The 26,702-nt window shown below is 72.5% G+C and carries 20 protein-coding genes; 13 read left to right on the forward strand and 7 right to left on the reverse strand.

The window, feature by feature from the left end; all coding sequences use genetic code 11:
- Positions 1–447 precede the first annotated feature (447 nt).
- Entirely contained in the window at positions 448–1,272 is an 825-nt protein-coding gene (locus ACTWJ8_RS30415) for a TetR family transcriptional regulator (protein WP_443260820.1), read from the reverse strand.
- Between the two features lie 109 nt (positions 1,273–1,381).
- Positions 1,382–3,172, reverse strand: coding sequence for a 3-hydroxyacyl-CoA dehydrogenase family protein (locus ACTWJ8_RS30420; protein WP_443260821.1), 1,791 nt, complete (start codon positions 3,170–3,172; stop codon positions 1,382–1,384).
- A gap of 319 nt (positions 3,173–3,491) precedes the next feature.
- Here ACTWJ8_RS30420 and ACTWJ8_RS30425 point away from each other — a divergent pair, with 319 nt between their 5' ends.
- On the forward strand, positions 3,492–4,064 hold the full coding sequence (locus tag ACTWJ8_RS30425) for an adenylosuccinate lyase (protein ID WP_443260822.1): 573 nt from the start codon (positions 3,492–3,494) through the stop codon (positions 4,062–4,064).
- Positions 4,065–4,077: 13 nt separating this feature from the next.
- Here the strand turns inward: ACTWJ8_RS30425 and ACTWJ8_RS30430 are convergent, their stop codons facing one another.
- Complete coding sequence (locus ACTWJ8_RS30430; protein ID WP_443260823.1) at positions 4,078–4,476, reverse strand: RidA family protein; 399 nt, start codon at positions 4,474–4,476, stop codon at positions 4,078–4,080.
- 10 nt (positions 4,477–4,486) lie between these two features.
- A complete protein-coding gene (locus ACTWJ8_RS30435; protein WP_443260824.1) occupies positions 4,487–5,527 on the reverse strand; it encodes an Rv2578c family radical SAM protein in 1,041 nt (346 codons plus the stop codon).
- Between the two features lie 190 nt (positions 5,528–5,717).
- On the opposite strand from ACTWJ8_RS30435, the gene ACTWJ8_RS30440 reads away from it, so the two are divergent.
- From ACTWJ8_RS30440 to ACTWJ8_RS30490, 11 genes are all read left to right on the forward strand, one after another.
- Positions 5,718–6,161, forward strand: coding sequence for an SRPBCC family protein (locus ACTWJ8_RS30440; protein WP_356379316.1), 444 nt, complete (start codon positions 5,718–5,720; stop codon positions 6,159–6,161).
- 214 nt (positions 6,162–6,375) lie between these two features.
- Complete coding sequence (locus ACTWJ8_RS30445; RefSeq protein WP_443260825.1) at positions 6,376–8,766, forward strand: MFS transporter; 2,391 nt, start codon at positions 6,376–6,378, stop codon at positions 8,764–8,766.
- Between the two features lie 350 nt (positions 8,767–9,116).
- On the forward strand, positions 9,117–11,510 hold the full coding sequence (locus tag ACTWJ8_RS30450; RefSeq protein ID WP_443260826.1) for a SpoIIE family protein phosphatase: 2,394 nt from the start codon (positions 9,117–9,119) through the stop codon (positions 11,508–11,510).
- 85 nt (positions 11,511–11,595) lie between these two features.
- Complete coding sequence (locus tag ACTWJ8_RS30455) at positions 11,596–12,321, forward strand: methyltransferase domain-containing protein (protein ID WP_443260827.1); 726 nt, start codon at positions 11,596–11,598, stop codon at positions 12,319–12,321.
- Between the two features lie 127 nt (positions 12,322–12,448).
- A complete protein-coding gene (locus ACTWJ8_RS30460; RefSeq protein ID WP_356379325.1) occupies positions 12,449–13,282 on the forward strand; it encodes a M55 family metallopeptidase in 834 nt (277 codons plus the stop codon).
- The gene (locus ACTWJ8_RS30465; RefSeq protein ID WP_443260828.1) at positions 13,275–14,627 is read left to right on the forward strand and encodes a M20/M25/M40 family metallo-hydrolase; all 1,353 of its coding nucleotides are present in this window, start codon (positions 13,275–13,277) and stop codon (positions 14,625–14,627) included. Before ACTWJ8_RS30460 ends, ACTWJ8_RS30465 begins: the two co-directional genes overlap by 8 nt.
- A 106-nt stretch (positions 14,628–14,733) precedes the next feature.
- The gene (locus tag ACTWJ8_RS30470) at positions 14,734–16,773 is read left to right on the forward strand and encodes a dipeptidyl-peptidase 5 (RefSeq protein WP_443260829.1); all 2,040 of its coding nucleotides are present in this window, start codon (positions 14,734–14,736) and stop codon (positions 16,771–16,773) included.
- Positions 16,770–17,693: a S66 peptidase family protein gene (locus tag ACTWJ8_RS30475; RefSeq protein WP_443260830.1), complete on the forward strand. Its 924-nt coding sequence runs from the start codon at positions 16,770–16,772 to the stop codon at positions 17,691–17,693. The genes ACTWJ8_RS30470 and ACTWJ8_RS30475 overlap by 4 nt, the downstream gene beginning before the upstream one ends.
- Positions 17,694–17,896: 203 nt before the next feature.
- Positions 17,897–19,633, forward strand: a complete 1,737-nt coding sequence (locus ACTWJ8_RS30480; protein WP_443265033.1) for a CocE/NonD family hydrolase — start codon at positions 17,897–17,899, stop codon at positions 19,631–19,633.
- A gap of 119 nt (positions 19,634–19,752) precedes the next feature.
- The gene (locus ACTWJ8_RS30485) at positions 19,753–19,983 is read left to right on the forward strand and encodes a DUF1049 domain-containing protein (RefSeq protein ID WP_356379337.1); all 231 of its coding nucleotides are present in this window, start codon (positions 19,753–19,755) and stop codon (positions 19,981–19,983) included.
- A 53-nt stretch (positions 19,984–20,036) separates the two neighbouring features.
- Positions 20,037–20,603, forward strand: a complete 567-nt coding sequence (locus ACTWJ8_RS30490; protein ID WP_443260831.1) for a GNAT family N-acetyltransferase — start codon at positions 20,037–20,039, stop codon at positions 20,601–20,603.
- Here the strand turns inward: ACTWJ8_RS30490 and ACTWJ8_RS30495 are convergent.
- Positions 20,600–20,941, reverse strand: coding sequence for a DUF6204 family protein (locus ACTWJ8_RS30495; RefSeq protein WP_443260832.1), 342 nt, complete (start codon positions 20,939–20,941; stop codon positions 20,600–20,602). The two genes, ACTWJ8_RS30490 and ACTWJ8_RS30495, sit on opposite strands and share 4 nt — an antisense overlap.
- Before the next feature lie 236 nt (positions 20,942–21,177).
- On the opposite strand from ACTWJ8_RS30495, the gene ACTWJ8_RS30500 reads away from it, so the two are divergent.
- Entirely contained in the window at positions 21,178–23,145 is a 1,968-nt protein-coding gene (locus tag ACTWJ8_RS30500; RefSeq protein WP_443260833.1) for a DUF5107 domain-containing protein, read from the forward strand.
- 739 nt (positions 23,146–23,884) lie between these two features.
- On the opposite strand, the gene ACTWJ8_RS30505 is transcribed toward ACTWJ8_RS30500, so the two are convergent.
- Together ACTWJ8_RS30505 and ACTWJ8_RS30510 are read right to left on the reverse strand one after the other, a co-directional pair.
- Positions 23,885–25,195, reverse strand: a complete 1,311-nt coding sequence (locus tag ACTWJ8_RS30505) for an amidohydrolase (RefSeq protein ID WP_443260834.1) — start codon at positions 25,193–25,195, stop codon at positions 23,885–23,887.
- 90 nt (positions 25,196–25,285) lie between these two features.
- Positions 25,286–26,575 carry an amidohydrolase family protein gene (locus ACTWJ8_RS30510; protein ID WP_443260835.1) on the reverse strand — a complete coding sequence of 430 codons (1,290 nt, stop codon included), beginning with the start codon at positions 26,573–26,575 and terminating at the stop codon, positions 25,286–25,288.
- Positions 26,576–26,702: the final 127 nt, after the last annotated feature.

Genomic DNA, 26,702 nt, shown 5'->3' on the forward strand with positions numbered 1-26,702 from the left:
GAGGGGAACGCTGAGTCGGGTGTGGCTGCTGAGGGTTTTGAGGGTGTGCCGTCGGTTCGGCGGGGGTGGTGCTGTGGCAGCGCTTGGTGTGGCGCGGAAGGTTGCCTGTGACGCAGGCGCCCGGGCGCACGAATCACGGTCGTTCATGACTCGCGGGGACAGCCGTCGCACGGAAGTTCTCTGTGCGCCGGCCGCCCGGACACCTTCAACGTATGGCACGCCGTGACAACGCACAAGGCACTGCGTGCCATGAATTTCGCTCAGCTGTCATTTTTCCCGTTCAGGTGAGCGATGATCGATCAGGCGAGGTCAGAGGCGGGTTTCCGGGCCGGGAAAGGATCGATGATCGATCGCCGGGGCGGCGCGGGGGAGGTTTGGGCAACGAGAAGGGCGCCTCACCTGGCACTGCGTGCCAGGTGAGGCGCCCTTCGGGAAAAGAGTGCCGTGTCAGCGGTTGCGGAGCGCGTCCTCGATCGTCCGCATGACCTCCGGAAGCGGCGCGTCCGTGCGCGCCACCGTCACCAGGACCTCGCCCGACTGCGAGACCTGCGCGGGCGCCGAGGGGGAGGCCGGCGTGCGGCCCGCCCCGATGCCCGTGCCGAACGTGCGGCGCACGATCGCGAACGCGTGGTCCAGCTGGCTCTCCACGTCGCCCTGGCCGTCCGCCCGCAGCCAGCGGCGCAGCACGTGGTTGTGGGCGGTGACGACGGCGGAGGCGGCGACCTCGGCGAGCAACGGATCGTCGTTGCCGTCGTGGTGGGCCTGCTCGTCGAAGTGGCCCAGCAGATAGCGGGTGAACAGCCGCTCGTAGCGGGCCACCGAGGCGATCTCCGCCTCGCGCAGCGTCGGCACCTCGCGGGTCAGCTGGTAGCGCGCCACGGACACCGCGGGCTGCGCGGCGTACATCTTCATGACTTCCTTGATGCCCCGGCAGACCGTGTCGAGCGGGTGCTCGGAGGCCGGCGCCGCGTTCAGCACCGCCTCCGCGCGCACCAGGGTGTCGTCGTGGTCGGGGAAGATCGCCTCTTCCTTGGAGCGGAAGTGGCGGAAGAACGTCCGCCGGGCCACCCCGGCGGTCGCGGCGATCTCGTCGACCGTCGTCGCCTCGTACCCCTTCGTGGCGAAGAGCTCCATCGCCGCGGCCGCCAGCTCGCGGCGCATCTTGAGCCGCTGCGCGGCGGCTCGACTGCCCGCGGCGCTCTCCGGGGCGTCGGGCGTGGCGGGGGTACGGGAGGACTGGTCGGCCTTGGACATGACCCGAACGTACTGCATGTACGTGCCCGGTGGTGCCCCGGTCAGCGGGCCACCCGCCTCCCCGAGCAGCCCACCCCAACCGGATCCGCCCTCTCCGACCGCCCCCTCGACCGGCTCCCCGAACGAATCAGCGCTTGGCATATTCGCGGAAACCACGGCCCGTCTTGCGGCCGAGGCAGCCCGCGGCCACCAGGTGTTCCAGGAGCGGGGCGGGGGCGAGGCCCGGGTCGCGGAACTCGCGGTGCAGCACGCGCTCGATGGCCAGGGAGACGTCGAGGCCGACCACGTCGAGCAGTTCGAACGGGCCCATCGGGTAGCCGCCGCCGAGCTTCATCGCGGCGTCGATGTCGTCGAGCGAGGCGTAGTGCTCCTGGACCATCTTGATCGCGTTGTTCAGGTACGGGAAGAGCAGCGCGTTCACGATGAACCCGGCCCGGTCCCCGCAGTCCACCGGGTGCTTGCGGATCTTCTGCGTCAGCTCGCGGACGGTGGCGTGCACGTCGTCGGACGTGAGGACCGTGCGCACGACCTCGACCAGCTTCATCGCCGGCGCCGGGTTGAAGAAGTGCATCCCGATGACGTCCTGCGGCCGCGAGGTGGCGCGGGCGCAGGCGACGACGGGCAGCGAGGACGTCGTCGTCGCGAGGATCGCCCCCGGCTTGCAGACCTTGTCGAACGTCGCGAACAGCTGCCGCTTCACGTCCAGGTCCTCGGCGACGGCCTCCAGGGCCAGGTCGACGTCGGCGAACGCGTCGTAGGACCCGGCCGGGGAGATCCGCCCCAGCGTCGCCTCCGCGTTCTCCGGCGTCATCCGGCCCTTGTCGACGGAGCGCTTGAGCGACTTGCCGATACGGGCCTTCGCCGCCTCCGCCTTCTCCTCGCTGCGGGCCGCGAGCACCACGTCGTACCCGGCCTTCGCGAACACCTCGGCGATGCCGGAGGCCATCGTCCCGGAGCCCGCGACACCGACGGAGCGGACCTCGCGGGCCGGGCCCGCGAGCGAGTCGCCGAGCGGCGTCAGGGCGTCGCGCACCACGACGGCGCTGCCCGGCGCCTCGTACGTGTAGAAGCCGCGCCCCGCCTTGCGCCCGGTCAGACCCGCCTCACTGAGCTGCTTGAGGATCGGCGCGGGGGCGTGCAGCCGGTCGTGCGACTCGGCGTACATGGCGTCCAGGACGGTACGGGCCGTGTCCACGCCGATCAGGTCGAGCAGCGCGAGCGGGCCCATCGGCAGTCCGCAGCCCAGCTTCATCGCGGCGTCGATGTCCTCGCGCGAGGCGTACTTGGCCTCGTACATGGCGGCGGCCTGGTTGAGATAGCCGAACAGCAGCCCGTCCGCGACGAAACCGGGCCGGTCGCCGACCGCCACCGGGTCCTTGCCCAGCTCGATGGCGAGATCGGTGACCGTGGCGACGGCGGCCGGCGCGGTGAGCACGCTGGACACCACCTCGACGAGCTTCATCGCCGGCGCCGGGTTGAAGAAGTGCAGGCCGAGAACGCGCTCGGGCCGCTCCGAATCGGCGGCGAGCCGGGTGACCGACAGCGCGTTCGTGCCGGTCGCCAGGATCGTCTCGGGGCGCACGATTCCGTCGAGCGCACGGAAGATCTGCTGCTTGATCTCGTACGACTCCGGGGCTACCTCGATCACCAGATCGGCGTCGGCCGCGGCCTGCAGGTCCGTGAACGTACGGAAGCGGGAGTGCAGCTCGGCCCGCTGCTGCTCGGTGAGGTGCCCGCGGCGCACCGCACGCGCCGTCGAGGCCTCCAGGGACGCCACGGCCTGCGCGGTGGCGGATTCGCTGATGTCGATGCCGATGACCTCGCGCCCGGCACGGGCCAGGACTTCGGCGATGCCGGTGCCCATGGTGCCGAGGCCGACGACGGCCACAGTAGAGATGCGGGACAGGGGAGCGTCCATGCGGGAACTCCAGAGAATGAGGGGTGACGACTGCTGCGAACGAACCGCCGCACACGCGCCGCCAACAGGCGTGGGAAGTGCGGGAGTTGAAGCGAACCGGCGGCCCTGTCCCGGGGCCCTGCCGTACTGCGGTACACACGCGTACCGAACCGACCGACACTCACGACGGCTGCGTCACCAGGCCGCGTGAGCGGTGCTGCGGGAAGTATGCCCCGCTCACCTGAGCTTAACCAGTGAGTAACGAGCGCGCCAGCCCTGACGGTTGAAAGGTCGCTGTGATCTACGTCGCCGCAGGCCGAGCGAGTCTACCCTCGACGTCATGGACGAAGAGTCGCGAACGGTCACGGAACGCATCCGGAAGGAATCCGGCGGAACCCCCGCCTTCGAGCGGCTGGCCGCCACGCACGACACGGACGAGCTGGCCGCGGTGCTCGTCGCGCCCGAACAGCCGCTGTGGGCGCGCGAACTGGCGGCGTACCGGCTCGGCATGGCGGGCGACGGCCGCGCCTTCGAGTCCCTCGTCCTGCTGCTCAACCACCGTGACCCGCAGCGCTGCGCCGCGGCGGCCAAGGCCCTGGCCGCGCTCGGCGACCCCCGCACCGCGCGGGCGGCGGCGGCCCTCGCCACGAACGAGCTGCGCGTCGCCTACGCGCTGCACCCCGTACGCCTGCTCACCCAGCTACGGGCCCCCGAGTCGGCCCCGGCCCTGATCACCACGCTCCGCCGCCGCCTCGCCCCCCACGACCCGTACCGCACGGTGGCGCTCGCCTGCGTCGAGGGCCTCGGCAGCCTCGCGGACCCCCGCGCCCGCGACGTCCTCAAGGAGGCCGCCACCCACCCCCGCCTCGCGATGGCGGCGGAGGCGGCGTTGGCACGGTTGCCGCGCGAGTGAGGGCGGTCCGCCGTCACTCGGGCGTGACGGCGAGCGCCTCGATCTCCATCAGGAACTGCGGCCCCATCAGCGCGGCGACCTGCACCGCGGAGGCGGCGGGCAGTCGCGCGGGGTCGAGGAACTCGTCGCGGGCCTGCCGCACGGCGGGCATGTGGGCCACGTCCGTCACGAAGTACGTCAGCTTCACCACGTCCTCGAAGGACGCGCCCGCGGCGGCGAGGCATCGCCGCAGGTTCTCGAACACCTGCCGAGCCTGCGCCAACGGGTCGCCGGGGCCGACGAGTTCGCCCTTCTCGTCGAGGGCGAGCTGCCCGGACACGGCGATGAGGCGGCCGCTGCCCATGACCACATGACTGTAGGCGGGGGCGGGGGAGAGGCCTTCGGGGGCGGGGATGTGCGTCAGGTGAGTCATGCGCCCATCCTCACAGCAGCGTGAGTTGCGTCGGCGTCTCGGGGGTCGGGGTCTCCTCAGGGGTGGGCAGGCGGCGGTGGGTTGCCGCTCGGCTTGGGCCGATGCCGAACTCTTCGGCCAGTTCGTGGACCTGGCGGGTGACGCGGCGCTGGTACCACTTGGGGGCGTAGGCGCCCTCCGCGTAGAGGCGTTCGTAGCGGCGGACCAGGTGCGGGTGGTGCCCGCCGAGCCAGCCCATGAACCACTCGCGGGCGCCGGGGCGCAGATGCAGGACGAGTGGGGTCACGGACGTCGCGCCGGCGCGGGCGATGGCGCGGACCGTCGCGCGCAGCTGGTCCGGGTGGTCGCCGAGGAACGGGATCACCGGCGCCATCAGGACCCCGCAGCCGATGCCCGCGTCGCTCAGGGCCCGTACGACGTCGAGGCGGCGCTCCGGCGCGGGCGTGCCCGGTTCCACCGTGCGCCACAGCTCCTGGTCGACGAAGCCGACCGACACCGAGATCCCGACGTCCGTGACGTCGGCGGCCTGGCGAAGGAGCGGCAGATCGCGCAGGATCAGCGTGCCCTTGGTCAGGATCGAGAACGGGTTCGCGTAGTCGCGCAGCGCCTCGATGATGCCGGGCATCAACCGGTAGCGCCCCTCGGCCCGCTGGTAGCAGTCGACGTTCGTGCCCATGGCGACGTGGTCGCCGTGCCAGCGCCGCGACGCGAGGTGGTGGCGCAGCAGCTGCGGCGCGTTCACCTTCACCACGATCTGGCTGTCGAAGCCGAGCCCCGTGTCGAGGTCCAGATAGCGGTGGGTGTTGCGGGCGAAGCAGTAGACGCACGCGTGCGTGCAGCCCCGGTACGGGTTGACCGTCCATTCGAACGGCATCCGGGACGCCCCCGGCACCCGGTTCACGATCGACCTGGCCCGGATCTCGTGGAACGTCACGCCCGCGAACTCAGGCGTGTCGAACGTACGACTGACCACCGCATCCGCGCCGAACAGCGCGGCGTCCCGGACCCGCCCGTGGTCGGCGGGCTCCTCCGTGAGGTTCTCCCAGCGCATGACGCCTCCTCGGTAGCACTGACCACAGAATAGAACATGTGTTCCCTTGATCGTGCGAACCCCGTGCGAACCCCGTACGAACCCCGAGCGATGCGGCCTCGGGCCCCGATTTGGGCGGTGAGTACGGAGGGTGGTTGGCTTGACACCGCCCATCGCGATCCCTGAAGAACCAATTGCTGGAGGAAGTGTCATGGCGCAGGTCGAAGCCACCACGGAACGTGTCGTCGCCGCGAAGCCGGACGACGTCTTCGACGCCCTCGCCGACTACAGCGGCACGCGCGCGAAGGTGCTGCCCGAGCACTTCAGCGAGTACGAGGTCCGCGAGGGCGGCGACGGCGAGGGCACGGTCGTGCACTGGAAGCTCCAGGCCACCAGCAAGCGCGTCCGCGACTGCCTGCTCGACGTGACCGAGCCCACCGACGGCGAGCTCGTCGAGAAGGACCGCAACTCCTCGATGGTCACGACGTGGCGCGTCACCCCGGCCGGCGACGCCCAGTCCCGCGTCGTCGTCACGACCGTCTGGAACGGCGCGGGCGGCATCGGCGGCTTCTTCGAGAAGACCTTCGCCCCCAAGGGCCTCGCCCGCATCTACGACGCCGTGCTCGCGAAGCTCGCCACCGAAGTCGAGAAGTGACGCGCGGGACGTGACCCACGAGAAGTGACCCGACGGCGCCGATCTACCGCTCACCGTTTCGAGTGGTTTTCGTTTCGGCGCCGTTGTACGCCGTAGGACGCCTACCGGCGGATATGTCCATCGGGCCCACCTGAACAGCGACTCGTCGCGCTTGCCCCCAGTTGTCGCGCAATGCGAGAAATGGCCGCGCAAGGGCTGACGAGGGGAGCTTCAGGTGGGCACGGTGACGCTGGTGACCGATCCGGTCGAGGATCCGGTGACCCCGGCGGAGCCCCAACAGGCCGCCGCCCCCGAGCCGTTGCCCGCGCAGCCGCTCAGCCCGCGCCGCGTCCGCATGGTCTTCGTCGGCCTGATGCTCGCGCTGCTGCTCGCCGCGCTCGAGCAGATGATCGTCGCCACCGCGCTGCCCCGCATCGTCGGCGAACTGCACGGCCTCGACAAGATGTCCTGGGCGATCACCGCCTACCTGCTGACCTCCACCGTCGGCCTGCCGATCTACGGAAAGCTCGGCGACCTCTTCGGCCGCAAGGGCGTCTTCCAGTTCTCCATCGTCGTCTTCGTCGTCGGCTCCGCGCTCGCGGGCCGCGCGCAGACGATGGACCAGCTCATCGCGTTCCGCGCGCTCCAGGGCGTCGGCGCGGGCGGCCTCATGATCGGCGTACAGGCGATCATCGGCGACATCGTGCCGCCGCGCGAACGGGGCCGCTACATGGGCCTGATCGGCGCCGCGTTCGGCCTCGCGTCGGTGGCGGGCCCTCTGCTCGGCGGCTACTTCACCGACCACCTGTCCTGGCGCTGGTGCTTCTACATCAACGTCCCGTTCGGCCTGCTCACCCTCGTCGTGACGGCCGTCGTCCTCAAGCTGCCCAAGCCCACGAAGAAGCCCCGACTCGACGTCCTGGGCGCGCTGTTGCTGGCGTCCGCCTCGACCTGCCTGGTCCTGCTGACCAGTTGGGGCGGCACCGAGTACGCGTGGGGCGACCGCGTCATCATCGGCCTGGGAGTCGGCGCCCTCGCCTCGACCCTCCTGTTCCTCCTCGCGGAGAAGTTCGCCGCGGAACCCCTCATCCCGCTGCGGCTGTTCCGCGACTCGGTGTTCAACGTCAGTGGACTCGTCGGCATGGTCGTCGGCGTCGCCCTGTTCGGCGCGGCGAGCTATCTGCCGACGTTCCTCCAGATGGTCGACGGGGCCTCGGCGACCGAGTCGGGCCTGCTGATGCTCCCCATGATGGGCGGAGTGGTCGTCGCCTCGATCGTCTCCGGCCAACTCATCAGCCACACGGGCAAATACAAGGCGTACCCGATCCTGGGCGGCGCCCTCTCGACGGCGGGCATGTACCTCCTCTCCCGCCTCGAAGTCGACACCCCACGCCTCGAATACAGCGTCTACATGGCCGTGTTGGGCGCGGGCATCGGCCTGATCATGCCGGTCCTGGTCCTCGCCGTGCAGAACTCCGTACGCGCATCGGACCTCGGCACCGCCACCAGCGCCAACAACTACTTCCGGCAGATCGGCGGCAGCGTCGGCGCCGCGATCTTCGGCACGCTCTTCGCGAACCGGCTCACCGACGCGCTCGCCGAGCGGGTGCCCGCCGCGGGGGACGTACCCGACGCCGAGTCCATCACCCCGCAGCTCGTGCACGCGATGCCGGAGGCCCTGCGCGCCCCGTACATCGAGGCGTACGCCGACGCGATGCCGCGGATCTTCCTCTACTTGGTGCCGGTCCTCGTCCTGGGCCTGCTCCTCGCCTTCTTCCTCAAGGAGACACCCCTGTTGTCCAGTTCGCCCGGCTCCGAGACCCATGCCATCCCCGCGCAGGAGCGCACCGGCTCCGCGTCCTACGCCGCCGGGGTCCCGGTCGGCGGGACCGTACGGCACACCGACGGGACGCCCGTGCCGCGGGCCGCGCTCACGCTCATCGACGCGGGCGGCACGCAGATCGGGCGCGGCGCGAGCGGCGACGACGGGCGGTACGCGCTGGCCACGCCGGGCACCGGGGCGTATGTCCTGATCGCGGCGGCGGGCGGGCATCAGCCGCAGGCCGTGACGGTGACGGTGAGGGAGCGTCCGGTCGACCTGGACGTGGTCCTCGGCGGCGCGGGCCGCCTCACGGGTTCGGTCGTCACGGCGGACGGAACCCCGGTCCGCGACGCGATCGTCACCCTCACGAACGTGCACGGCGAGGTGGTCTCGACGACGCGCAGCGGGCGCGAAGGCGGCTACGTCATCACGGAGTTGGTGGCCGGCGAGTACACGCTGGCCGCGAGCGCTCCCGCGTATCGGCCCGCCGCGCTGCCGGTGACGGTGATGGCCTCCCGTGAGACGCGGCAGGACGTGGAGCTGGCGGGTGGGGCGATTCTGCGGGGGACCGTACGGGCGGGTGGGGGCCGGCCCGTGGAGGAGGCGCGGGTGACGCTGCTCGATGTCGCGGGGAACGTGGTGGACACGATGACCACGGGGGCGGACGGTACGTTCCGGTTCGTCGACCTCGCGTCGGGCGAGTACACGGTGATCGCCGCGGGGTACCCGCCGGTGGCCACGGTCCTCCAGGTCGCCTCCGCCACCCGCACGGACCGCGACCTCCAACTGGGCCACGACGACTGAAACCTCCGGCGGTTCCACGGCACCGTTCCGGTGGTAGTTCGCCGGAGGCGGGGTGTGGCTACCCGTAGCCGTTGCGGCTCCCCGTGGGGCCTACGCCCCGGGAGGGGGCGGCGGAGTCAATGGGCCCGGCGACGGGTGCGTGGCGGGGGCGGCGCAGGTGGGTAGATCAAGCCCCTGCGGCGATTGAGCAGCGGGGTCCGGGGCGGAGCCCCGTGGCGTAGGGACCGACGGCCCCGTGGTCAAGGGGGACGGGGGAAAAGTGCGTAACGTGGTACCCGTCGCCCGGCGGAGCCGTACCGTGGAAAAAGGCGGCACGCACCCCCGGCGTGCCGGAGGGAAGGAACGCGGCGATGCACGGCACCGGTCAAGCCCCGCAGGGCCGCGTCCCACTTGCCGTAGTGGTGATCGACCAGGCGGGCCTCGTATCCCACTGGAGCACCGGCGCACGCCGGCTCTTCGGCCCGCCCAAGGAGGACGCGGTGGGCCGCCCCGCCGCCGACCTCCTCCCCGTCTCCGGCGCCCTCCCCGACCTCGAAGAGGGCCCCGCCCCGCACGACTTGGAGGAATCCCTCGGCGGCCACCTCTCCTACCCGGCCGCGGGCCGCGCCCGCCTGGACACCAGCGCGGGTCCCCGGAACCGTATCGACGTCCTCTGGTGGGCGTACCCCCTCGTGGGCCCCGGCCCGGAGCGCCTCCTCGTCCTCGCGGCCGACGCCCACAAACTCGGCGCGGAGGACGACGACCCCACGGGGCCGGAGGTCGAGCGGATCGCCCCCGCCTTCGCCCTGCACACCGACTTCCCCGTCGCCGACGACCTCGCCCGCAAGCTCCCGGAGATCCTCCCGAGCATGAGCGTCGCCGAGAGCGCCCGGATCGTCTCGCAGATCCTCGAACTCGGCTACCCGGTCCTGGAGTTCAGCCAGCACGACCGCGTCCCCGTGACGGCGGACTGGGGCGTCTCCCGGCGCACGGAACGCAAGGCGCGCCGCGCGGAGGCCGCCCTCGCCACCGCGTCCGGCGTCCCGTCCCCGCGCTCGCCGCTCGACGACTCCGACGAGGACCTGGAGTACGCGGCCGTCCGCGACCGCCTCGAGTTCCTCAACGAGGTGAGCGGCCGCATCGGTTCGTCCCTCGACCTCTCCCGCACCATCGTCGAGGTCAGCCGCGCCGTCGTCCCCCGCTTCACGGACGTGGCGGGCACCTACCTCCGCGAACAGGTCGTCGCCGGCGAGGGCTTCCCCGAGGGCGCGCCCGACGCCACCACGATGTGGCACCGCGTCGCGCTCGAGCACACCGACGAACCGGGCCGCTGGGACGATGTCGTACCGGTCGGCGAGTCCATGCCGTTCCCGGTGCACACTCCGTTCTTCCAGTGCATGACCAGCGGCGAACCCGTCCTCGTGCCGTACATCTCGGAGGAGATGGGCAACGCGATCGCGTCGCAGTTCGAGAAGCGCGACATCCGCCCGCTGATCAACCACCGTTCGATGCTGGTCGTGCCCCTCAAGGCGCGCAACGTCGTGCTGGGCTTCATGATCCTGCTCCGCCACCAGGAGCGGCCGGTCTTCAACGACATGGACCGCGCGACCGGCGCCGAACTCGCCGCACGCGCCGGGCTCGTACTCGACAACGCGCGCATGTACACGTACCAGGAGGCCGTCGCGGAGACGCTCCAGGACAGCATGCTGCCGCAGATCGAGCCGCACATGCCGGGCTGCGACATCGCCACCCGGTACCTGCCGGGCACGCTGCTCGGCCGGGTCGGCGGCGACTGGTTCGACTCCATCAAGCTGCCGGGCGCCCGCACGGCGCTCGTCGTCGGCGACGTCATGGGGCACGGCCTCAACTCTGCGGCGATGATGGGACAGTTGCGCACCGCCGTGCAGACGATGGCGGCGCTCGACCTGCCGCCCGCCCAACTCCTGCGCAATCTCGACGACCTGGCGCAGCGCCTCGGCGACAACTATCTCGCGACCTGCCTGTACGCGGTCTACGACCCGATCGCGGGCGAGCTGCACCTCGCCAACGCCGGACACATCCCGCCCGTCCTGGTGCGCGCGGCGGACGGCGGCAGCCAGCTGCTCGAACTGCCCACGGGCGCCCCGATAGGGGTCGGCGGCGTGCCCTTCGAGTCCGTACGCGTCCCGGTCTCGCCCGGCGACCGCCTGGTGATGTGCACGGACGGCCTGGTCGAGGTGCGCGGCGAGGACATCGGGGTCGGCCTCGCGACGCTCTGCGAGTCCGCCGCCCACCCGGCCGCCTCCATGGACGACGCCTGCGACACCATCATCCGCTCGCTGGCCACGCGCGGCGGCCGCAAGGACGACGTGGCGCTGCTGCTCGCCCGGCTCAACGGCTTCGAGGGCGAGGACGTCGCCCACTGGACGTTCGACCCGGAACCCTCCGAGGTGCCCCGCGCGCGTGGTCTCGTACGCGAACGCCTGGAGAGCTGGGGCCTGTTGGGCATCGTCGACACCGCCGAGCAGATCGTCAGCGAGCTTGTCGGGAACGCGGTGCGGCACGCGCCCGGCGGCCCGGTGCAGCTGCGGCTCGTGCGGTCGGGGACGCTGCTGTGCGAGGTCGAGGACACCGAGCACGCGCTCCCGACGCTGCTCAACGCGGGGCCGGGCGACGAGTTCGGGCGCGGCCTGCGCGTGGTGGCGCGGCTTTCGCGGGCGTGGGGCACGAGTCGTACGGCGACCGGCAAGACCGTGTGGTTCGAACTTTCCGCGTCGTCCCGGTGAAGGTGTGCGCCGCGTTCTTGTGGGGCGTGCCCGGGAGCGGTAGACCGATCTGACACTTCGGCAGCCGCACCCCGGGGAGGGTTCCATGAGCGTGAGCGAGCGCTACAAGGGAGCGTGGGAGAGCTTCTGGGAGGACGCCTCACCGGAACCGGGCGCGGTGTTCTGGGACGCCGACCCCGCCCTCACCGTCGGCGTCCATCTCGCCCTGTTCGAGCCGGAGTTGACGTCACCCGGCCTGCCCATGGTCGACCTCGGCTGCGGCAACGGCACACAGACCCGCTTCCTCGCCGACCGCTACCCGAGAGTCGTCGGCGCCGACCTGTCGGCCGCGGCCGTCGGCAGGGCCCGCGGCGCCGACCCCGCGGGACAGGCCGACTACCGGGAGCTGGACGCCACCGACCAGGACCAGATGGGCTCCCTGCACGCCGAGCTGGGCGACGTGAACGTCTACATGCGCGGCGTGCTGCACCAGAGCGAGCCCGCCGACCGGCAGCTGCTCGTCGACGCCGTCGCGGCCCTCGTCGGCGAGCGCGGGCGCGGCTTCGTCGTCGAGCTGTCGGAGCGGGCGCGCCCCACCCTGGAGGGGCTCGCGGCGGCGCCCTCCGGGCCGCCGCCGAAACTCGGCGCGGTCTTCTCGCACGGCATCGCCCCCGGAGAGGTCGCCGACGAGGTGGTCCCCACGTACGTCGCCGAGGCGGGCCTCACCGTCATCGCCCAGGGCGAGCTGCCGCTGATGACGACGGACTACTCCCCGGAAGGCACCCGGATCGAGCTGCCGTCGACCTGGCTCGTGGTCGGCCGGACGGGTTGATGCGGCGGCTTCGCGCAACGCGCTGACGAGCGGGAACTCCTCCCAACGGGTGTGAAATTGGTCTACACCACTGAGAGTTATCCACAGGTCTGGTGCGGGCTCGCCCGATCCGCGTACGGTTCTGGCCATGAAGATCCTCATCAGCGCCGACATGGAGGGCGCCACGGGCGTGACCTGGCCCGCCGACGTCCTCCCCGGCACACCGCAGTGGGAGCGCTGCCGGTCCCTGTTCACGTCGGACGTGAACGCGGCGGCGCTCGGTTTCTTCGACGGCGGCGCCGACGAGGTGCTGATCAACGAGGCGCACTGGACGATGCGCAATCTGCTGCTCGAACAGCTCGACGAGCGGGTGGAGATGCTCACGGGCCGCCACAAGTCGCTGTCCATGGTGGAGGGCGTCCAGCACGGCGACGTCGACGGCATCGCGTTCATCGGCTACCACGCGGGCGCGGGCATGGAGGGCGTCCTCGCCCACACCTACCTGGCGAACCAGATCACGGGCGTCTGGGTCAACGACGTACGGGCGAGCGAGGGCCTGCTGAACGCGCATGTGGTCGCCGAGTACGGCGTCCCCGTCGTCCTCGTCACCGGCGACGACCACGCCTGCGACGACGCGCTCGGCTACGCGCCGGAGGCCCGCAAGGTCGCCGTCAAGGACCACGTCTCCCGGTACGCGGCCGTGTGCCGCACCCCCGCGCGCACCGCGTCCGACATCCGGGCCGCGGCCAAGGACGCCGCGTCGATCGCGGTGCGGCACGAGCCCGTCCAGGGCGGCCCGTTCACCATCGAGGTGGAGTTCGACGCCGAGCACCTCGCCATGGCGTCGACCGTCGTGCCGGGCGTGACCCGCATCGGCGAGCGCAGGATCGCGTACACGCACGAGACCATGTACGAGGGCATCCGCACCTTCAAGGCGGTCACCACGATCGCCTCGGCCGCGGTGGAGGAACAGTATGGCTGAGCAGGACCACGGCGCGGCGTCCCTGGGGACCGTCGACCAGCAGGCGCTCGACGAGGTCGTGACCTTCACGTCCGAGCTCATCCGCATCGACACCACGAACCGGGGCGGCGGCGACTGCCAGGAGCGGCCCGCCGCCGAGTACGCGGCCGAGAAGCTGTCCGAGGCGGGCCTCAAGCCGACCATCCTGGAGCGCACGGCGGGCCGGGGGAACGTCGTGGCGCGCATCGAGGGCACCGACCCCACCGCCGACGCCCTCCTCGTCCACGGCCACCTCGACGTCGTGCCCGCCGAGGCCGCCGACTGGAGCGTCGACCCGTTCTCCGGAGAGGTCCGCGACGGCGTCGTGTGGGGCCGCGGCGCCGTCGACATGAAGAACATGGACGCGATGATTCTCGCGACCGTACGCGAGTGGGCCCGCGTCGGGTTCCGGCCGCGGCGCGACATCGTCATCGCCTTCACCGCCGACGAGGAGGCCAGCGCGGAGGACGGCTCCGGCTTCCTCGCCGACCAGCACCCCGACCTCTTCGAGGGCTGCACGGAGGGCATCAGCGAGTCCGGCGCCTTCACCTTCCACGACGGCGCGGGCAGGCAGCTGTACCCGATCGCGGCGGGCGAGCGCGGCACCGGCTGGCTCGAACTCACCGCGCGCGGCAAGGCGGGCCACGGCTCGAAGGTGAACAAGGCCAACGCGGTGGGCAGGCTCGCCGCCGCGGTCGCCCGGATCGACTCGCACGAGTGGCCGGTGCGGCTCACCCCGACGGTGCGCGCCGCGCTCACCGAGATGGCCGCCCTGTACGGCATCCCGGCCGACGTGGACGCGCCGGACTTCGACGTCGACGCGCTGCTCGCCGCGCTCGGCCCGGCCGCCGCGCTCGTCGAGCCGACCGTGCGCAACAGCGCCAACCCGACGATGCTGTCCGCCGGATACAAGATCAACGTGATTCCGGGGGAGGCCACCGCGCACGTCGACGGCCGCTATCTGCCCGGCGGCGAGGACGAGTTCAAGGCCACTCTCGACCAGCTCACCGGGCCCGACGTCGACTGGAAGTACCACCACCGCGAGGTCGCGCTCCAGGCGCCGGTCGACTCGCCGACGTACGCGCGGATGCGGGCGGCCGTCGAGGAGTTCGCCCCCGAGGGGCACGTCGTCCCGTACTGCATGTCGGGCGGCACGGACGCCAAGCAGTTCTCCCGCCTCGGCATCACCGGCTACGGCTTCGCCCCGCTCAAGCTGCCCGAGGGCTTCGACTACCAGGCGCTGTTCCACGGCGTGGACGAGCGCGTTCCGGTCGAGGCCCTGCACTTCGGAGTGCGGGTGCTCGACAGATTCCTGCGCACGGCCTGACCCGCCCGTGCCGGCATCGATCCGACCACCCGCGGAACACGACTAGGAAAAGAAGGCGGACGCGAAGAACATGGGGGACAGCGAACACATGCTGGGCGGGGACGAGATGCTGCAGACGCAAGAGTACGGAGCCTGGCCGTCGCCGATCGACGCCGGACTCGCGGCGGCGCACGACGGGCAGCCCGAGTACGTCGGGTTCGTCGGCACCGAGGCCTGGTGGACCGAGCCGCGGCCCACCGAGGCGGGCCGCCGCGCCCTGGTGCGCCGCCTCGCCGACGGCACGGAGCGCTCGGTGCTGCCCGCGCCGTGGAACGTGCGCAGCCGCGTCATCGAGTACGGCGGTCGCCCCTGGGCGGGCGCGGAGCGCCCCGAGGGCCCGCTCGTGGTCTTCGTGCACTTCGCCGACCAGCGGCTGTACGCGTACGAGCCCGACGCGCCCGGAGCCGAGCCGCGCCCCCTCACGCCCGAGTCCGGCGTCGGTGGCGGGCTGCGCTGGGCCGACCCGCAGGTGCACGTCGAGCGCGGCGAAGTGTGGTGCGTTCTCGAGGAGTTCACCGGCGAAGGGCCCGCGGACGTGCGGCGCGTGGTCGCCGCCGTGCCGCTCGACGGATCGGCGGCGGAGGACCGGACGGCGGTGCGTGAACTCACCGACGGCAGACACCGGTTCGTCACCACCGCCCGGCTCTCGCCCGACGGGCGGCGTGCCGCGTGGATCGCCTGGGACCACCCCCGGATGCCGTGGGACGGCACCGAGCTGCTGCTCGCCGAGGTCACCGACGACGGCTCCTTCGGCCCCGCGCAGACCGTCGCCGGCGGCACCGAGGAGTCCGTCTGCCAGGTCGAGTGGGCGCCCGACGGGGGCCTGCTGTTCGCGAGCGACCGCAGCGGCTGGTGGAACCTGTACCGGCTCGACGTGCGGATCGCCCCCGTGCCGGGCGGTCCTCCGGAGCCCGGGACGCCGCCCGCGCTGCTCACGCGGGAGCGACCGCTGTGCGCCCGCGACGAGGAGTTCGGCGGGCCGCTGTGGAAGATCGGCCTGAGCTGGTTCAAGCCGCTGGAGGCCGGGCTCATCGCCGTCGTGCACGGCGTCGGCGCCACCTCGCTCGGCATCCTCGACCCGGAGACCGGCGAGGTCGTCGACACGGCCGGGCCCTGGACCGAGTGGTCGGCCACGCTCGCCGTGTGCGGCAGCCGCGTCGTCGGCGTCGCCGCGAGCCCGCGCACCGCGCCCGAGGTCGTCGAGCTCGACACCGGCACCGGACACACCCGCGTGATCGGCGCCGCGCACGACGACCCCGTCGACCCCGTGTACTACCCCGAGCCGCAGATCCGCACCTTCGAGGGGCCCGACGGCCGGGACATCCACGCCCACATCTACCCGCCGCACAGCCCCACCCACGTCGCGCCCGACGACGAGCTGCCGCCGTACGTCGTGTGGGCGCACGGCGGGCCCACGGGGCACGCGCCGCTCGTCCTCGACCTGGAGATCGCCTACTTCACGTCGCGCGGCATCGGTGTCGCCGAGGTCAACTACGGCGGCTCGACCGGGTACGGGCGCGAGTACCGCAACCGGCTGCGCGAGCAGTGGGGCGTCGTCGACGTCGAGGACTGCGCGGCCGTCGCGCTCGCCCTCGCCGAGGAGGGCACCGCCGACCGTGAGCGGCTCGCCATCCGCGGCGGCAGCGCCGGGGGCTGGACCAGCGCCGCCTCCCTGACCAGCACGGACGTCTATGCCTGCGGCACGATCATCTACCCCATCCTCGACCTCACCGGCTGGGCCGAGGGCGAGACCCACGACTTCGAGTCCCAGTACCTGGAGTCGCTCGTCGGCCCGCTCGCCGAGGTGCCCGCGCGGTACGCGGAGCGCTCGCCGGCCGAGCACGCGGACCGGCTCACCGTGCCGTTCCTGCTCCTCCAGGGGCTCGACGACGTGATCTGCCCGCCCGTGCAGTGCGAGCGGTTCCTGGCGCGGGTGGAGAGCGAGGGGCGGCGGGTGCCGCACGCGTACATCGCGTTCGAGGGCGAGGGCCACGGCTTCCGCCGCGCGGACACGATGGTCCGCGCCCTGGAGGCCGAACTCTCTCTCTACGCCCAGGTGTTCGGCCTTCAACCGGCGGGGATCCCGACGCTCGAGCTGACCAAGTGAGGCCCCTGCACCGCCCCGCACGGCTCACGGCCGGGGCGCGGGTCGCCGTCGTCGCGCCCAGCGGGCCCGTGCCGGAGGAGGCGTTGCAGACCGGGCTCGACATCCTGCGCGGCTGGGACCTGGAGCCGGTCGTGGCGCCGCATGTCCTGGACGTGCACCGGGAGTTCGACTACCTGGCGGGCGCGGACGCCGACCGGGCGGCGGACCTCCAGCGGGCCTGGTGCGATCCGGACGTCTCGGCCGTGATGTGCGCGCGAGGGGGGTACGGGGCGCAGCGCATGGTCGACCTGCTCGACTGGGAGGCGATGCGGGCGGCTCCGCCGAAGGTCTTCGTCGGCTACAGCGACATCACGGCGCTGCACGAGGCGTTCGCGGTGCGGCTCGGGGTGAGTACGTTGCACGGGCCCATGGTGGCCACCGCGGACTTCCTCAAGCACCCGCGGGCGCAGGAGCACCTGCGGGCGACGCTGTTCGAGCCGGAGTCGGTGCGGGTGGTGTCGGCGGTGGGTGGAGGTGGCGCTCCGCTGGTGCCGGGGGTGGCGAGCGGGGTGACCTTCGGCGGCTGCCTGTCGCTGCTCGCGGCGGACGTGGGGGTGGCGGGGGCGAGGAGGCCTTCGCCGGGTGGCCTGCTGTGCCTGGAGGACGTGGGGGAGGAGGCGTACCGCGTCGACCGGTACCTCACGCAGCTTCTGCGTGGGGGTTGGTTGGACGGGGTGGCGGGCATCCTGCTCGGTTCCTGGGCGGACTGCGACCCGCTGCGCCCGCTCCTGACGGACCGTTTGGCGGGCCTGGGCGTCCCGGTGACGGGGGACTTCGGCTTCGGCCACTGCGACGGGGCGTTGACGCTGCCGCTGGGGGTATCGGCCCAACTGGACGCGGTGTCCGGATCCTTGACGCTGTCCGTCCCGGCCCTGACCTGACCCGTGGCGGGGGCCGTCGCCCTGTTGCGCCGCACCGGGCGGGAAGCCGTTCCGGCGGAAGAAACACCCCGTAGGGGCATTGCTCCTTGATGACACGTGACACACCATTGCTCCGCGCTCACCGTTACCCGCCGGTAAGCAAATACCTGGAGGTCGCCGTGTCCAGACCCCGTACCACGCTCACCGCCGCCGCCCTGACCGCCATGTCAGCCGTAGCCACCCTCACCGCAACCGCGCCCGCCCACGCCGACGCGCCCCACGTCACGGCCACCCCGCTCACCTTCACCGTCAGGACAGCGGAGCGCACCTGCACCGTCGACGCCGACCTCTACCGACCCGCCGGCGTCGACCCCGCCCACCCCGCCCCCGCCGTCCTGACCACGAACGGTTTCGGCGGCAGCAAGGCCGACGGCTCCACCGACGCCACCGCCCGCGCCTTCGCCGAACGCGGCTACGTCGCCCTCGCCTACTCCGGCCTCGGCTTCGGCAGGTCCGGCTGCCTGATCTCCCTCGACGACCCCCGCATCGACGGCCACGCCGCCTCCGCCCTCGTCGACTTCCTCGCCGGCACCCGCCCCGCCGACGACGGCACCACCATCGACTACGTCACCACCGACAAGAAGGGCGACCCGCGCGTCGGCATGATCGGCGGCTCGTACGGCGGCGCCATCCAACTCGCCACGGCCGCCGTCGACCACCGCGTCGACGCCCTGGTCCCGCTCATCACCTGGAACGACCTCGCGTACTCCCTCGACCCGCAGAACGCCCGCGGCGCCGAGGCCGCCGACGTCCCCGGCGCCTTCAAGTGGCAGTGGACGAACGGCTTCTACCTCATCGGCGAGGGCCAGCCCCTGCTCTCCCCGTCCCTCGACCCGTCCCGCATCAACAAGCTCGGCTGCCTGCACTTCGTCGACGACGCCTGCGCCACCATCCGCACCCTCAACTCCGGCCGCTACCCGGCCGCCGACACCCGCCGCCTCCTCGACTACGCGCGCAGCGTGTCCCCGGTGTCGTACCTGAAGCAGGTGAAGGCGCCGACGCTGCTCGTGCAGGGCCAGGCCGACTCCCTGTTCAACCTGAACGAGGCGCAGGCGACGTACGACGCGCTCACCGCCCAGGGCACCCCCGCCAAGATGATCTGGCAGTCCTGGGGCCACAGCGGCGGCCTCACCGACCCCGCCGCGGGCGAACTCAACCTCTCCGAGGGCAACCTGGAGACCAGCTACACGGGGCGCCGCATCCTGTCCTGGTTCGACCGCTACCTGCACAAGAAGACCGGCACCGACACCGGCCCCGCCTTCGCCTACTACCGCGACTGGATCACCGACCCGAACCGCACCTACGCGACCGCCCCGAGCGTCCCCGCCCTCAGCCGCACGCTCTACCTCTCCGGCGACGGCAAACTCGTCGACCAGCCTACGAAGGTGGCGCGCGGCAGCCGCGAGTACCGCAACCGGCTCGTCCCGACCAGCCACTCCGAGTCCTCGCTCGCCGGCACCATCGGCCTGCCCGACCCCGCCCCGTACGACACCAAGGGCACGTACCTCGACTGGACCACCGAGCCGCTGGCCTCCGCCACGGACGTCGTCGGCGCCCCGCGGGCGAGGCTCGAGGTGATCTCGCCGACGGCGGAGCGCACCCAGGACTCCGGCGACGCGGCCGACAAGCTGGTGCTCTTCGCGAAGCTGTACGACGTCGCGCCCGACGGGAAGCAGACGCTGGTGCACCGGCTCGTCGCCCCGGTCCGCGTCCCCGACGTCACCCGCCCGTTCACGGTGTCCCTGCCCGGCATCGTGCACCGCTACGAGAAGGGGCACCGGATCCGGTTCGTGATCGCCGCCAGCGACGACGCGTACGGCGGCAACAAGGGCATCAAACCGGTCACCGTCACCAGCGCTCCCGACGACACGGGCACCCTGCGGCTGCCCGTGGTGCCCTAGCGGCCCGCGCGGCCGTCACCCGTACGGGCCCCTGACCTGTGCGTTCGTGCCGTCTCCCCGCCCATCCTTGGCAGGGGAGGCGGCGACCGCCGCCGCGGGAACGACGGAAGGGTCCACCGATGAGTCCCAAGGGCAGCGCGAGCACGAGGAACGCGTTCACCCCCGCCAGGATCGGTGTGCTCGTCCTGGCCGTCCTCGGCCTGGTCTTCATCTTCGAGAACACCCGGCACGTGAAGATCCGGCTCATCATCCCCGAGGTCACCGTCCCGCTGTACCTGGCGCTGCTGGCCACGGCGCTCGTCGGCGCCGTCTGCGGCGGCTACTTCATGAAGCGCCGGCAGAAGCAGTGAACCCCCGCACCCCCCGAGCGCCGGACCTCGCGCACGCTTCCTAAGCTGGCGCGATGGCCGACTACCTCGCCACGGGCGACCGCGTGGGCATTCACCCGTACTCCCTCGACGAAGCCGACGTCGCCGAGTTCACCGACCGTGCCCGCGAGAGCGTCGAGCTGCACCGCCCCTGGCTGTTCCCGCCGACCGGCGCCGAGGTCTACACCGACTACGCGCGGCGCCTCATCGAGGACCCGACCAAGCACGGCTTCCTGCTGTACGAGCGGAACGGCGCAACCCGCGACACCCTCGCCGGATTCATCAACATCAACAACGTGGTGCTCGGCGCGTTCCGCTGCGGCGCCCTCGGATACGGGGCCTTCGCGCACGCCGCCGGGCGCGGACTGATGTCGGAGGGGCTCGACCTCGTCGTCCGGTACGCGTTCGGCCCGCTCGGACTGCACCGCCTGGAGATCAACGTACAGCCCGGCAACGAGGCGTCGATCGCGCTCGCCCGCCGCGCCGGATTCCGCCTCGAAGGCCTCTCGCCCGACTTCCTCTTCATCGACGGCGCCTGGCGCGACCACGAACGCTGGGCCCTCACCGCCGACATGGTGGGGGCCGAGGACAGCAGGCCCTAGCGGCGCGACTTCCGATTGATCTTCATCGTGTCCATGTCGGTCACCGTCGAGCGCAGCTCCCCGTGCCCGTACCCGCGCTCCCGCAGATACGCCTCCGCCTTCTCCTCGGCGAGCGCCCCCGCCATCTCGTCCCCGTCGTCCGGGTCGGACTCCACGACGTAGCGCATCGAGAAGTGCTTCAGCGTCCTGTCGTACGCGAGCGAGCCCTCCGGGCCGAACTTCATGCCCGCGATGCCCTCGTGCTCGGCGACCTCCGCGAGCAGCCGCTCCCGCGCCGCGTCGGTCAGGTCCTCGAACGTGGCGCGGACGATGACTCGGTAGGTGTGGCTCTCGGGCATGGTGGTGCTCGCTCCTCGGGAACGCGGACAGGTGACCGGGCTGGTCACGGCGGTGTGCCGAAGCGGCCAGGGTACGCGGGGACGGGCGGGACGCCCACGGAATATCGGGGCGCCCGACGCGAGCCGGTGTCCGGCTTTGCGCAATCCTGACCGGAGACCACCCTGGTCAGCTCCCGCACGACCATGTTCCATGGTCATCGGGGGCGGGCCGCGCCCCGTGGCGACGGGAGGCACACGTGACCGAGATCCGCCGTGCGGTACTGACCCTGCCTGGCGTTCCCCTGGGGCCCGACAACCCGCTGCCACCACTGCGGCCCCTCGACGAGATGCACGAGGTCGACGAGCGGGCCAAGGACGACATGCCGCTCGACATGGCACGGCAGGTCGGCTACCGGCCGCTGACCAGCGTGCTGCCCGAGCGGATCCGTGACGGGTACGGGCGCGACCGGGCGCCGGTCGAGCTCGACACGATCGTGATCGAGAACGACCGGCTGCGGGCGACCGTGGCGCCGGGCCTCGGCGGTCGCGTGCTGTCCCTCTTCCACAAGCCGACCGCACGCGAACTCCTGTACCGCAACCCGGTGTTCCAGCCCGCCGACTTCGCGCTCAACGGCGCGTGGTTCTCCGGCGGCATCGAGTGGAACATCGGCGCGACCGGGCACACCGCGCTGTCCTGCGCGCCGCTGCACGCCGCGCGCGTGCCCGCCCCGGACGGCGGCGACATGCTGCGCCTGTGGGAGTGGGAACGCCTGCGCGACCTCCCCTTCCAGGTCGACCTGTGGCTCCCCGACGGCTCCGACTTCCTCTACGTCGGCGTACGGATCCGCAATCCGCACGAGAAGCCGGCCCCCGCCTACTGGTGGTCCAACATCGCGGTGCCCGAGGAGCACCGGGTGCTCGCGCCCGCCGACGAGGCGTGGTACTTCGCGTACGAGCGGACGCTGACCCGCGTGCCCGTGCCGGAGTACGACGGCGTCGACCGCACCTACCCGCTCAACAGCGAGTTCCCCGCCGACTACTTCTACGAGGTGGCGGACGGGCAGCGGCGCTGGATCACGGCGCTCGACGACGCCGGGCGCGGCCTCGTGCAGACGTCGACGGACCTGCTGCGCGGCCGGAAGCTGTTCGTGTGGGGGTCGGGGCCCGGCGGCCGGCGCTGGCAGGAGTGGCTGACCGAGCCGGGCACGGGTGGCTACTCGGAGATCCAGGCGGGTCTCGCGCGCACGCAGCTCGAGCACGTACGCCTGGAGGCGGAGGGGGAGTTCAGCTGGCTCGAGGCGTACGGGCCGCTGGCGGCGGACGCCGGTGCCGTGCACGCGTCCGGGGACTGGGGGCGGGCCGTCGACGAGGTGGAGCGCCGCCTGGAGGAGGCCCTTCCGAGGGCGGACGTCGACGCCGCGTACGAGGCGTGGCGGGCCTGCGCGGACGTGGAGCCGGGGGAGCGGCTCGCGGTCGGGTCCGGGTGGGGTGCGCTCGAAGTGCTGCGTACGGGATGGAAGTTGGCGGGGACGCCGTTCGACGAGTCGACGCTCGGGGAGGAGCAGGCGCCGTGGCGCGCGCTCCTGGAGACGGGGGCGTTCCCCGAGCAGCGGAAGGTCGGGCCGCCCGGGCCGACGCTGGTGGCTCCGGCGTGGCGGGACATGCTGGAGACGGCGCCCGCGCGGCCGCTGTCCGAGTACCACCTCGGCGTCGCGCAGTGGCACGCGGGAGATCGGGCGCAGGCCGTACGCAGCTGGGAGCGCGGCCTCGAACTCGCGCCCTCGCTCTGGCCGTTCCTGCGGTGCCTCGCTGCGGCGGACGGCAACTCCTCGCGGGCGGCGGACCGTTACGTGGAGGCGTTCGACGACTTGTGCGCGGAGCGACGGGACGACGGCGAACCGTGGCGTGCGGCGTGCGCGGCGCTCGGTCGGGAGGCGATCGAGGTGCTGCTCGCGGTGGACCGGGTCGCGGACGCGCGCCACGTGTGGTCCCGCCTGCACCCGGAGACCCGGGCGCGGGGCCGCTTCCGCCTCCTGGAGGCCCAACTCCTGTGTGTGGAGGGCGACTTCGCCGCGGCCCGCGCCATCTTCGACGCGGGCTTCGAGGTGGCGGACCTCCGCGAGGGCGCGGAAACCCTCACGGAGACGTGGTCCCGGGTGTCGCCCCCGGGCGACCGCCTCCCACCCCGCTACGACTTCCGGATGCGGCCCGCCGGGGGCGCGTGACCCCGTTTCTTGCAGGGGGCGTTCGGTCGGTTGGCGTGGTGGGGCATCTGGGGTGGTGGGGCGGCTGGGGTGGTGGGTCGGTTGCACGGCGCGGCCCTTCGCCGCTCCCGCCGGTCTTGTGCCGTCACCGGTCCGCCCCCGCGGCACCTCTCCTCCGCAGGTGCCCCTGCGGGTGCCTCGCTCACCTCCCACCCACCCGCCCCCTCCGGGGCGCCGGTCCCCGGGGGCGAGGCCCGGGGTGGTTGCTTCCGTTGCCCTTGTGCGGCGCCGGGGGGGGCGGTGCCGGGGTTGGCGTGGTGGGTTGGCGGTGCGCGGTGTGGTGTGCCGCCGGGTCGTCGGCGGTGACACCAGCCGATGTGCTCCTGCCGGTTCCCGGCCCACCTCCCACCCGTCCGCCCCCTCCGGGGGCGTCGGCCTCACGGGGCGTTCCCCCGGGGTGGGTGCCTCCGCCGGCCCTGCACGGAGCCGGGGCTCCCGAACCGTGCTCGGCGCTGACCATTCACGTTGTGCGGTGCCGGGGGCGAGGGCCGTGGTTGCGGCGCCCCGTGGGGCCCAGCCCCCGGAGGGGGCGGGTGGGTGGGAGATGGGCCCGAGGCGGGGAGAAGCAGCCGGAGCCCGGAGCCCGGAGCCCGGAGCCCGGAGGCCGGAGCCCGGAGGCTGGAGGCTGGGGGAGGGGCGCAGGGGAGCCGGGCGGAGACCCCGTGGCGTGGGTTTTGGTGGGCGCCACGCCACGGGGTGGTCAGACCAGCTCTCCGTTGCGGGCCACCACGTGGCCCCCGTGGACGACCATGTCGCGCTGCGGCATGTCGACCACGACCTGCGGCACGCACTCGCCGCGCACGAGGACGAAGTCCGCCGGGTCGCCGGACTCGAAGTTCACCCGCGGCAGGCCCATGACGTCCGCGCCGCCGTGCGTGCCCGCCGTGTAGCACGCGGTGAGTTCGTCGTCGAGGCGGATGTCCGTGACCCACCCGAGGATGTGCGCCCGGTGCAGCATGTCCGCGTTGCCGAACGGGCTCCACGAGTCCCGGACGCCGTCCGAACCGAGCCCGACCCGCACCCCGTACTCCTTCAACTTGGCGATGGGGAGCACCAGTTCCGCGCTCGGCGCGACCGTGGTCAGGGCGATGTCCAGGTCGGACAGGTCCTTCGCCATGGAGGCGAGTTCGGCGTCCTTCAGGAGGGGCAGGCAGAAGACGTGACTCACCGTCACCCGGCCGCGCAGCGACAGCGCCTTGGTGCGCTCGATGATGCCGCGCAACACCTTCGTGCCCTTCTCGTCCCGGTCGTGGAGGTGGATGTCCACCCCGACGTCGTACCGGTCCGCCAGGTCGAAGATCAGGTCGAGCTGTTCGTCCATCGCCTGGTCGAAGCTGATCGGGTCGATGCCGCCGATCATGTCGACGAGCCCCTGGCGCGCGGCGTCCCGCAACAGTTCCGCCGTGCCGGGCGTGCGCACCACACCGTGCTGAGGGAACGCCACGATCTGCACGTCGAGCGCGTCCGCGAGGCGTTCCCGCGCCTGCGCCACCCCCTCGACCCCGGCGAGCCCGTACGCGGGCGCCACGTCGGCGTGCGCCCTCATGGCCCGCGTGCCCCGGGTCACGGCGTGCGCCATCAGGCCGTACGCCCGCTCGCCGACCGGCCTCTTCTGCGTACGGAACACCTCGACGTCCTGCTCGCAGTAGTCCGCGATGCCGTTCGCGGGCCTGCGTGTGATCCAGTCGCTGCCCCACGTCGTCTTGTCGGGGTGGATGTGCGCGTCCACCAGCGACGGCAGGGCGATCCGCCCGCCACCGTCGACGATCTTCGCGTTCGCCGGGGCGGGCCCGTCCGTGAACTTCCCGTCGACCACGGTCAGATCCACGGACTCACCGGCACCGAACGGCCGCACGTCGCGGAACACCACCGCCTTCGCGGGGCGGCGGGACTCGGCGGCCGTCGCCTGGGCCTGGGCCTGGGCCTGCGTCGCCGTCGCCGCGCCGAGGGCCGCGCCCCCGAGCGAGGCCGCGCCCGCGAGGACACCGCGCCGGGACAGGGGAGGAGTCATGCCGTTCTCCTTCGTTCGATGGGGAATTCGAGGGGAGACGATCTCTCTGAGCGCTCACAGAGCGCTCACAGAGCGCTTCGCGCCGTGCGCTCAGAGCGCCACCGCGACGCCCGAACGCACCACGCCCACCGGCTTCTTGAGCACCGACACGTCGGCCAGCGGGTCGCCGTCGACGAGCAGGACGTCGCCCGCGAAGCCGCGCGCGAGGCGGCCGACGGTGTCCTCGAGGCCGAGCAGCTTCGCCGCGCCGGTGGTCGCCGTGCGGATCGCGTCGAGCGCGCCGAGGCCCGCCGAACGCATCAGCTCGACCTCGCCGCCGATCGGGTCGACGGTGCCTCCGGAGGAGTCCGTGCCCGCGGCGAGCGGCACGCCCATCTCGTGCGCGGCGACGGCCGCCTTCTTGAGCAGCGGCAGGTAGGTGCGGCCGCGCTCGTCGAGGACCGGGTCGTCGGAGCCGATCATGCCGGCGATGGCGCCGAGGGTCGGCGTGAAGAACGTGCCGCGGCGGCGCATCTCGGCGAGCGTGCGCTCACCGACGTACGCGCCGTGCTCCAGGGAGCGGATGCCCGCGCGCACCGCGTCGTCGCAGCCCTTCTCGCTGTAGCTGTGGCAGAGCACGCCCTTGCCGCCGCGCCTGGCCGCCGTGACGATCTCGGTCAGCTGCTCGCGCGAGTAGACCTGCTCCAGCGGGTCCTGCTCGGCGAGCCCGGCGCGCGGGTTGACGCGGGTCTTGATGACGTCGGCGCCGCGCGCGAGGTTCACCTCGACGACGCGGCGCAGCGCCTCCGCGGACTGAACGCCGTCCTTGAGGCGGGCCAGCGGGGTGAGGTCCGGGTCGCCGAGCACGGTGTCGCCGAGGTCGGGCGTGACGAAGATGCCGGCGGCCTTCAGGCGGGGCGCGAGCTCGGGGGCCTGGCGGGCCAACTCCCGTACGGCGATGTCCTGGTAGAAGTTCGTGGAGCCGCTGCGCGCGCTGGTGGCGCCCTTGCGGACCGCGTCGCGGGCCTCGGTCGCGGTGTTGAGGTGGATGTGCGCGTCGACGAGTCCGGGCAGCACCCAGCGGCCGTGCGCGGCCAGGCGCTCGACGCCCGCGGGGACCTCCACGCGGCCACGGGCCCCGGCGGCGCGCACCACGCCGTCGCGGATGACGACGACCGCGTCCTCGGTGACCTCGCCGGTCGCCGGGTCCAGCAGGGTGCCGCCGTCGACGACCAGGTCACCGGCGCGGGGCGCGGTGGCGGGACGGCGCGATGCGGCGGCGGACGCCGGGGCCGCGCCGGAGCCGAGGGCGGCCGCGGTGCCGGCGAGCGCGGCGGACGCGGCGAGGACGCCGCGGCGGGTCAGTCGGCTGGACGGGGGCTCGGCGGGCTCGACGCACATGACGGCTCCAGAAGGGGTTCTACGAGGATGAGCTGGCCCGCCTTTTTGTATACCAAAGAGGGGTGAGCGACAAGGGAGCCTATGCGTATGCGGCTCAATGACCTGTTTGTGACGACAATGAGCCCGG

The organism is Streptomyces sp. SDT5-1, assembly GCF_052245995.1.
In the GTDB taxonomy this organism is placed as follows: Bacteria; Actinomycetota; Actinomycetes; order Streptomycetales; family Streptomycetaceae; genus Streptomyces.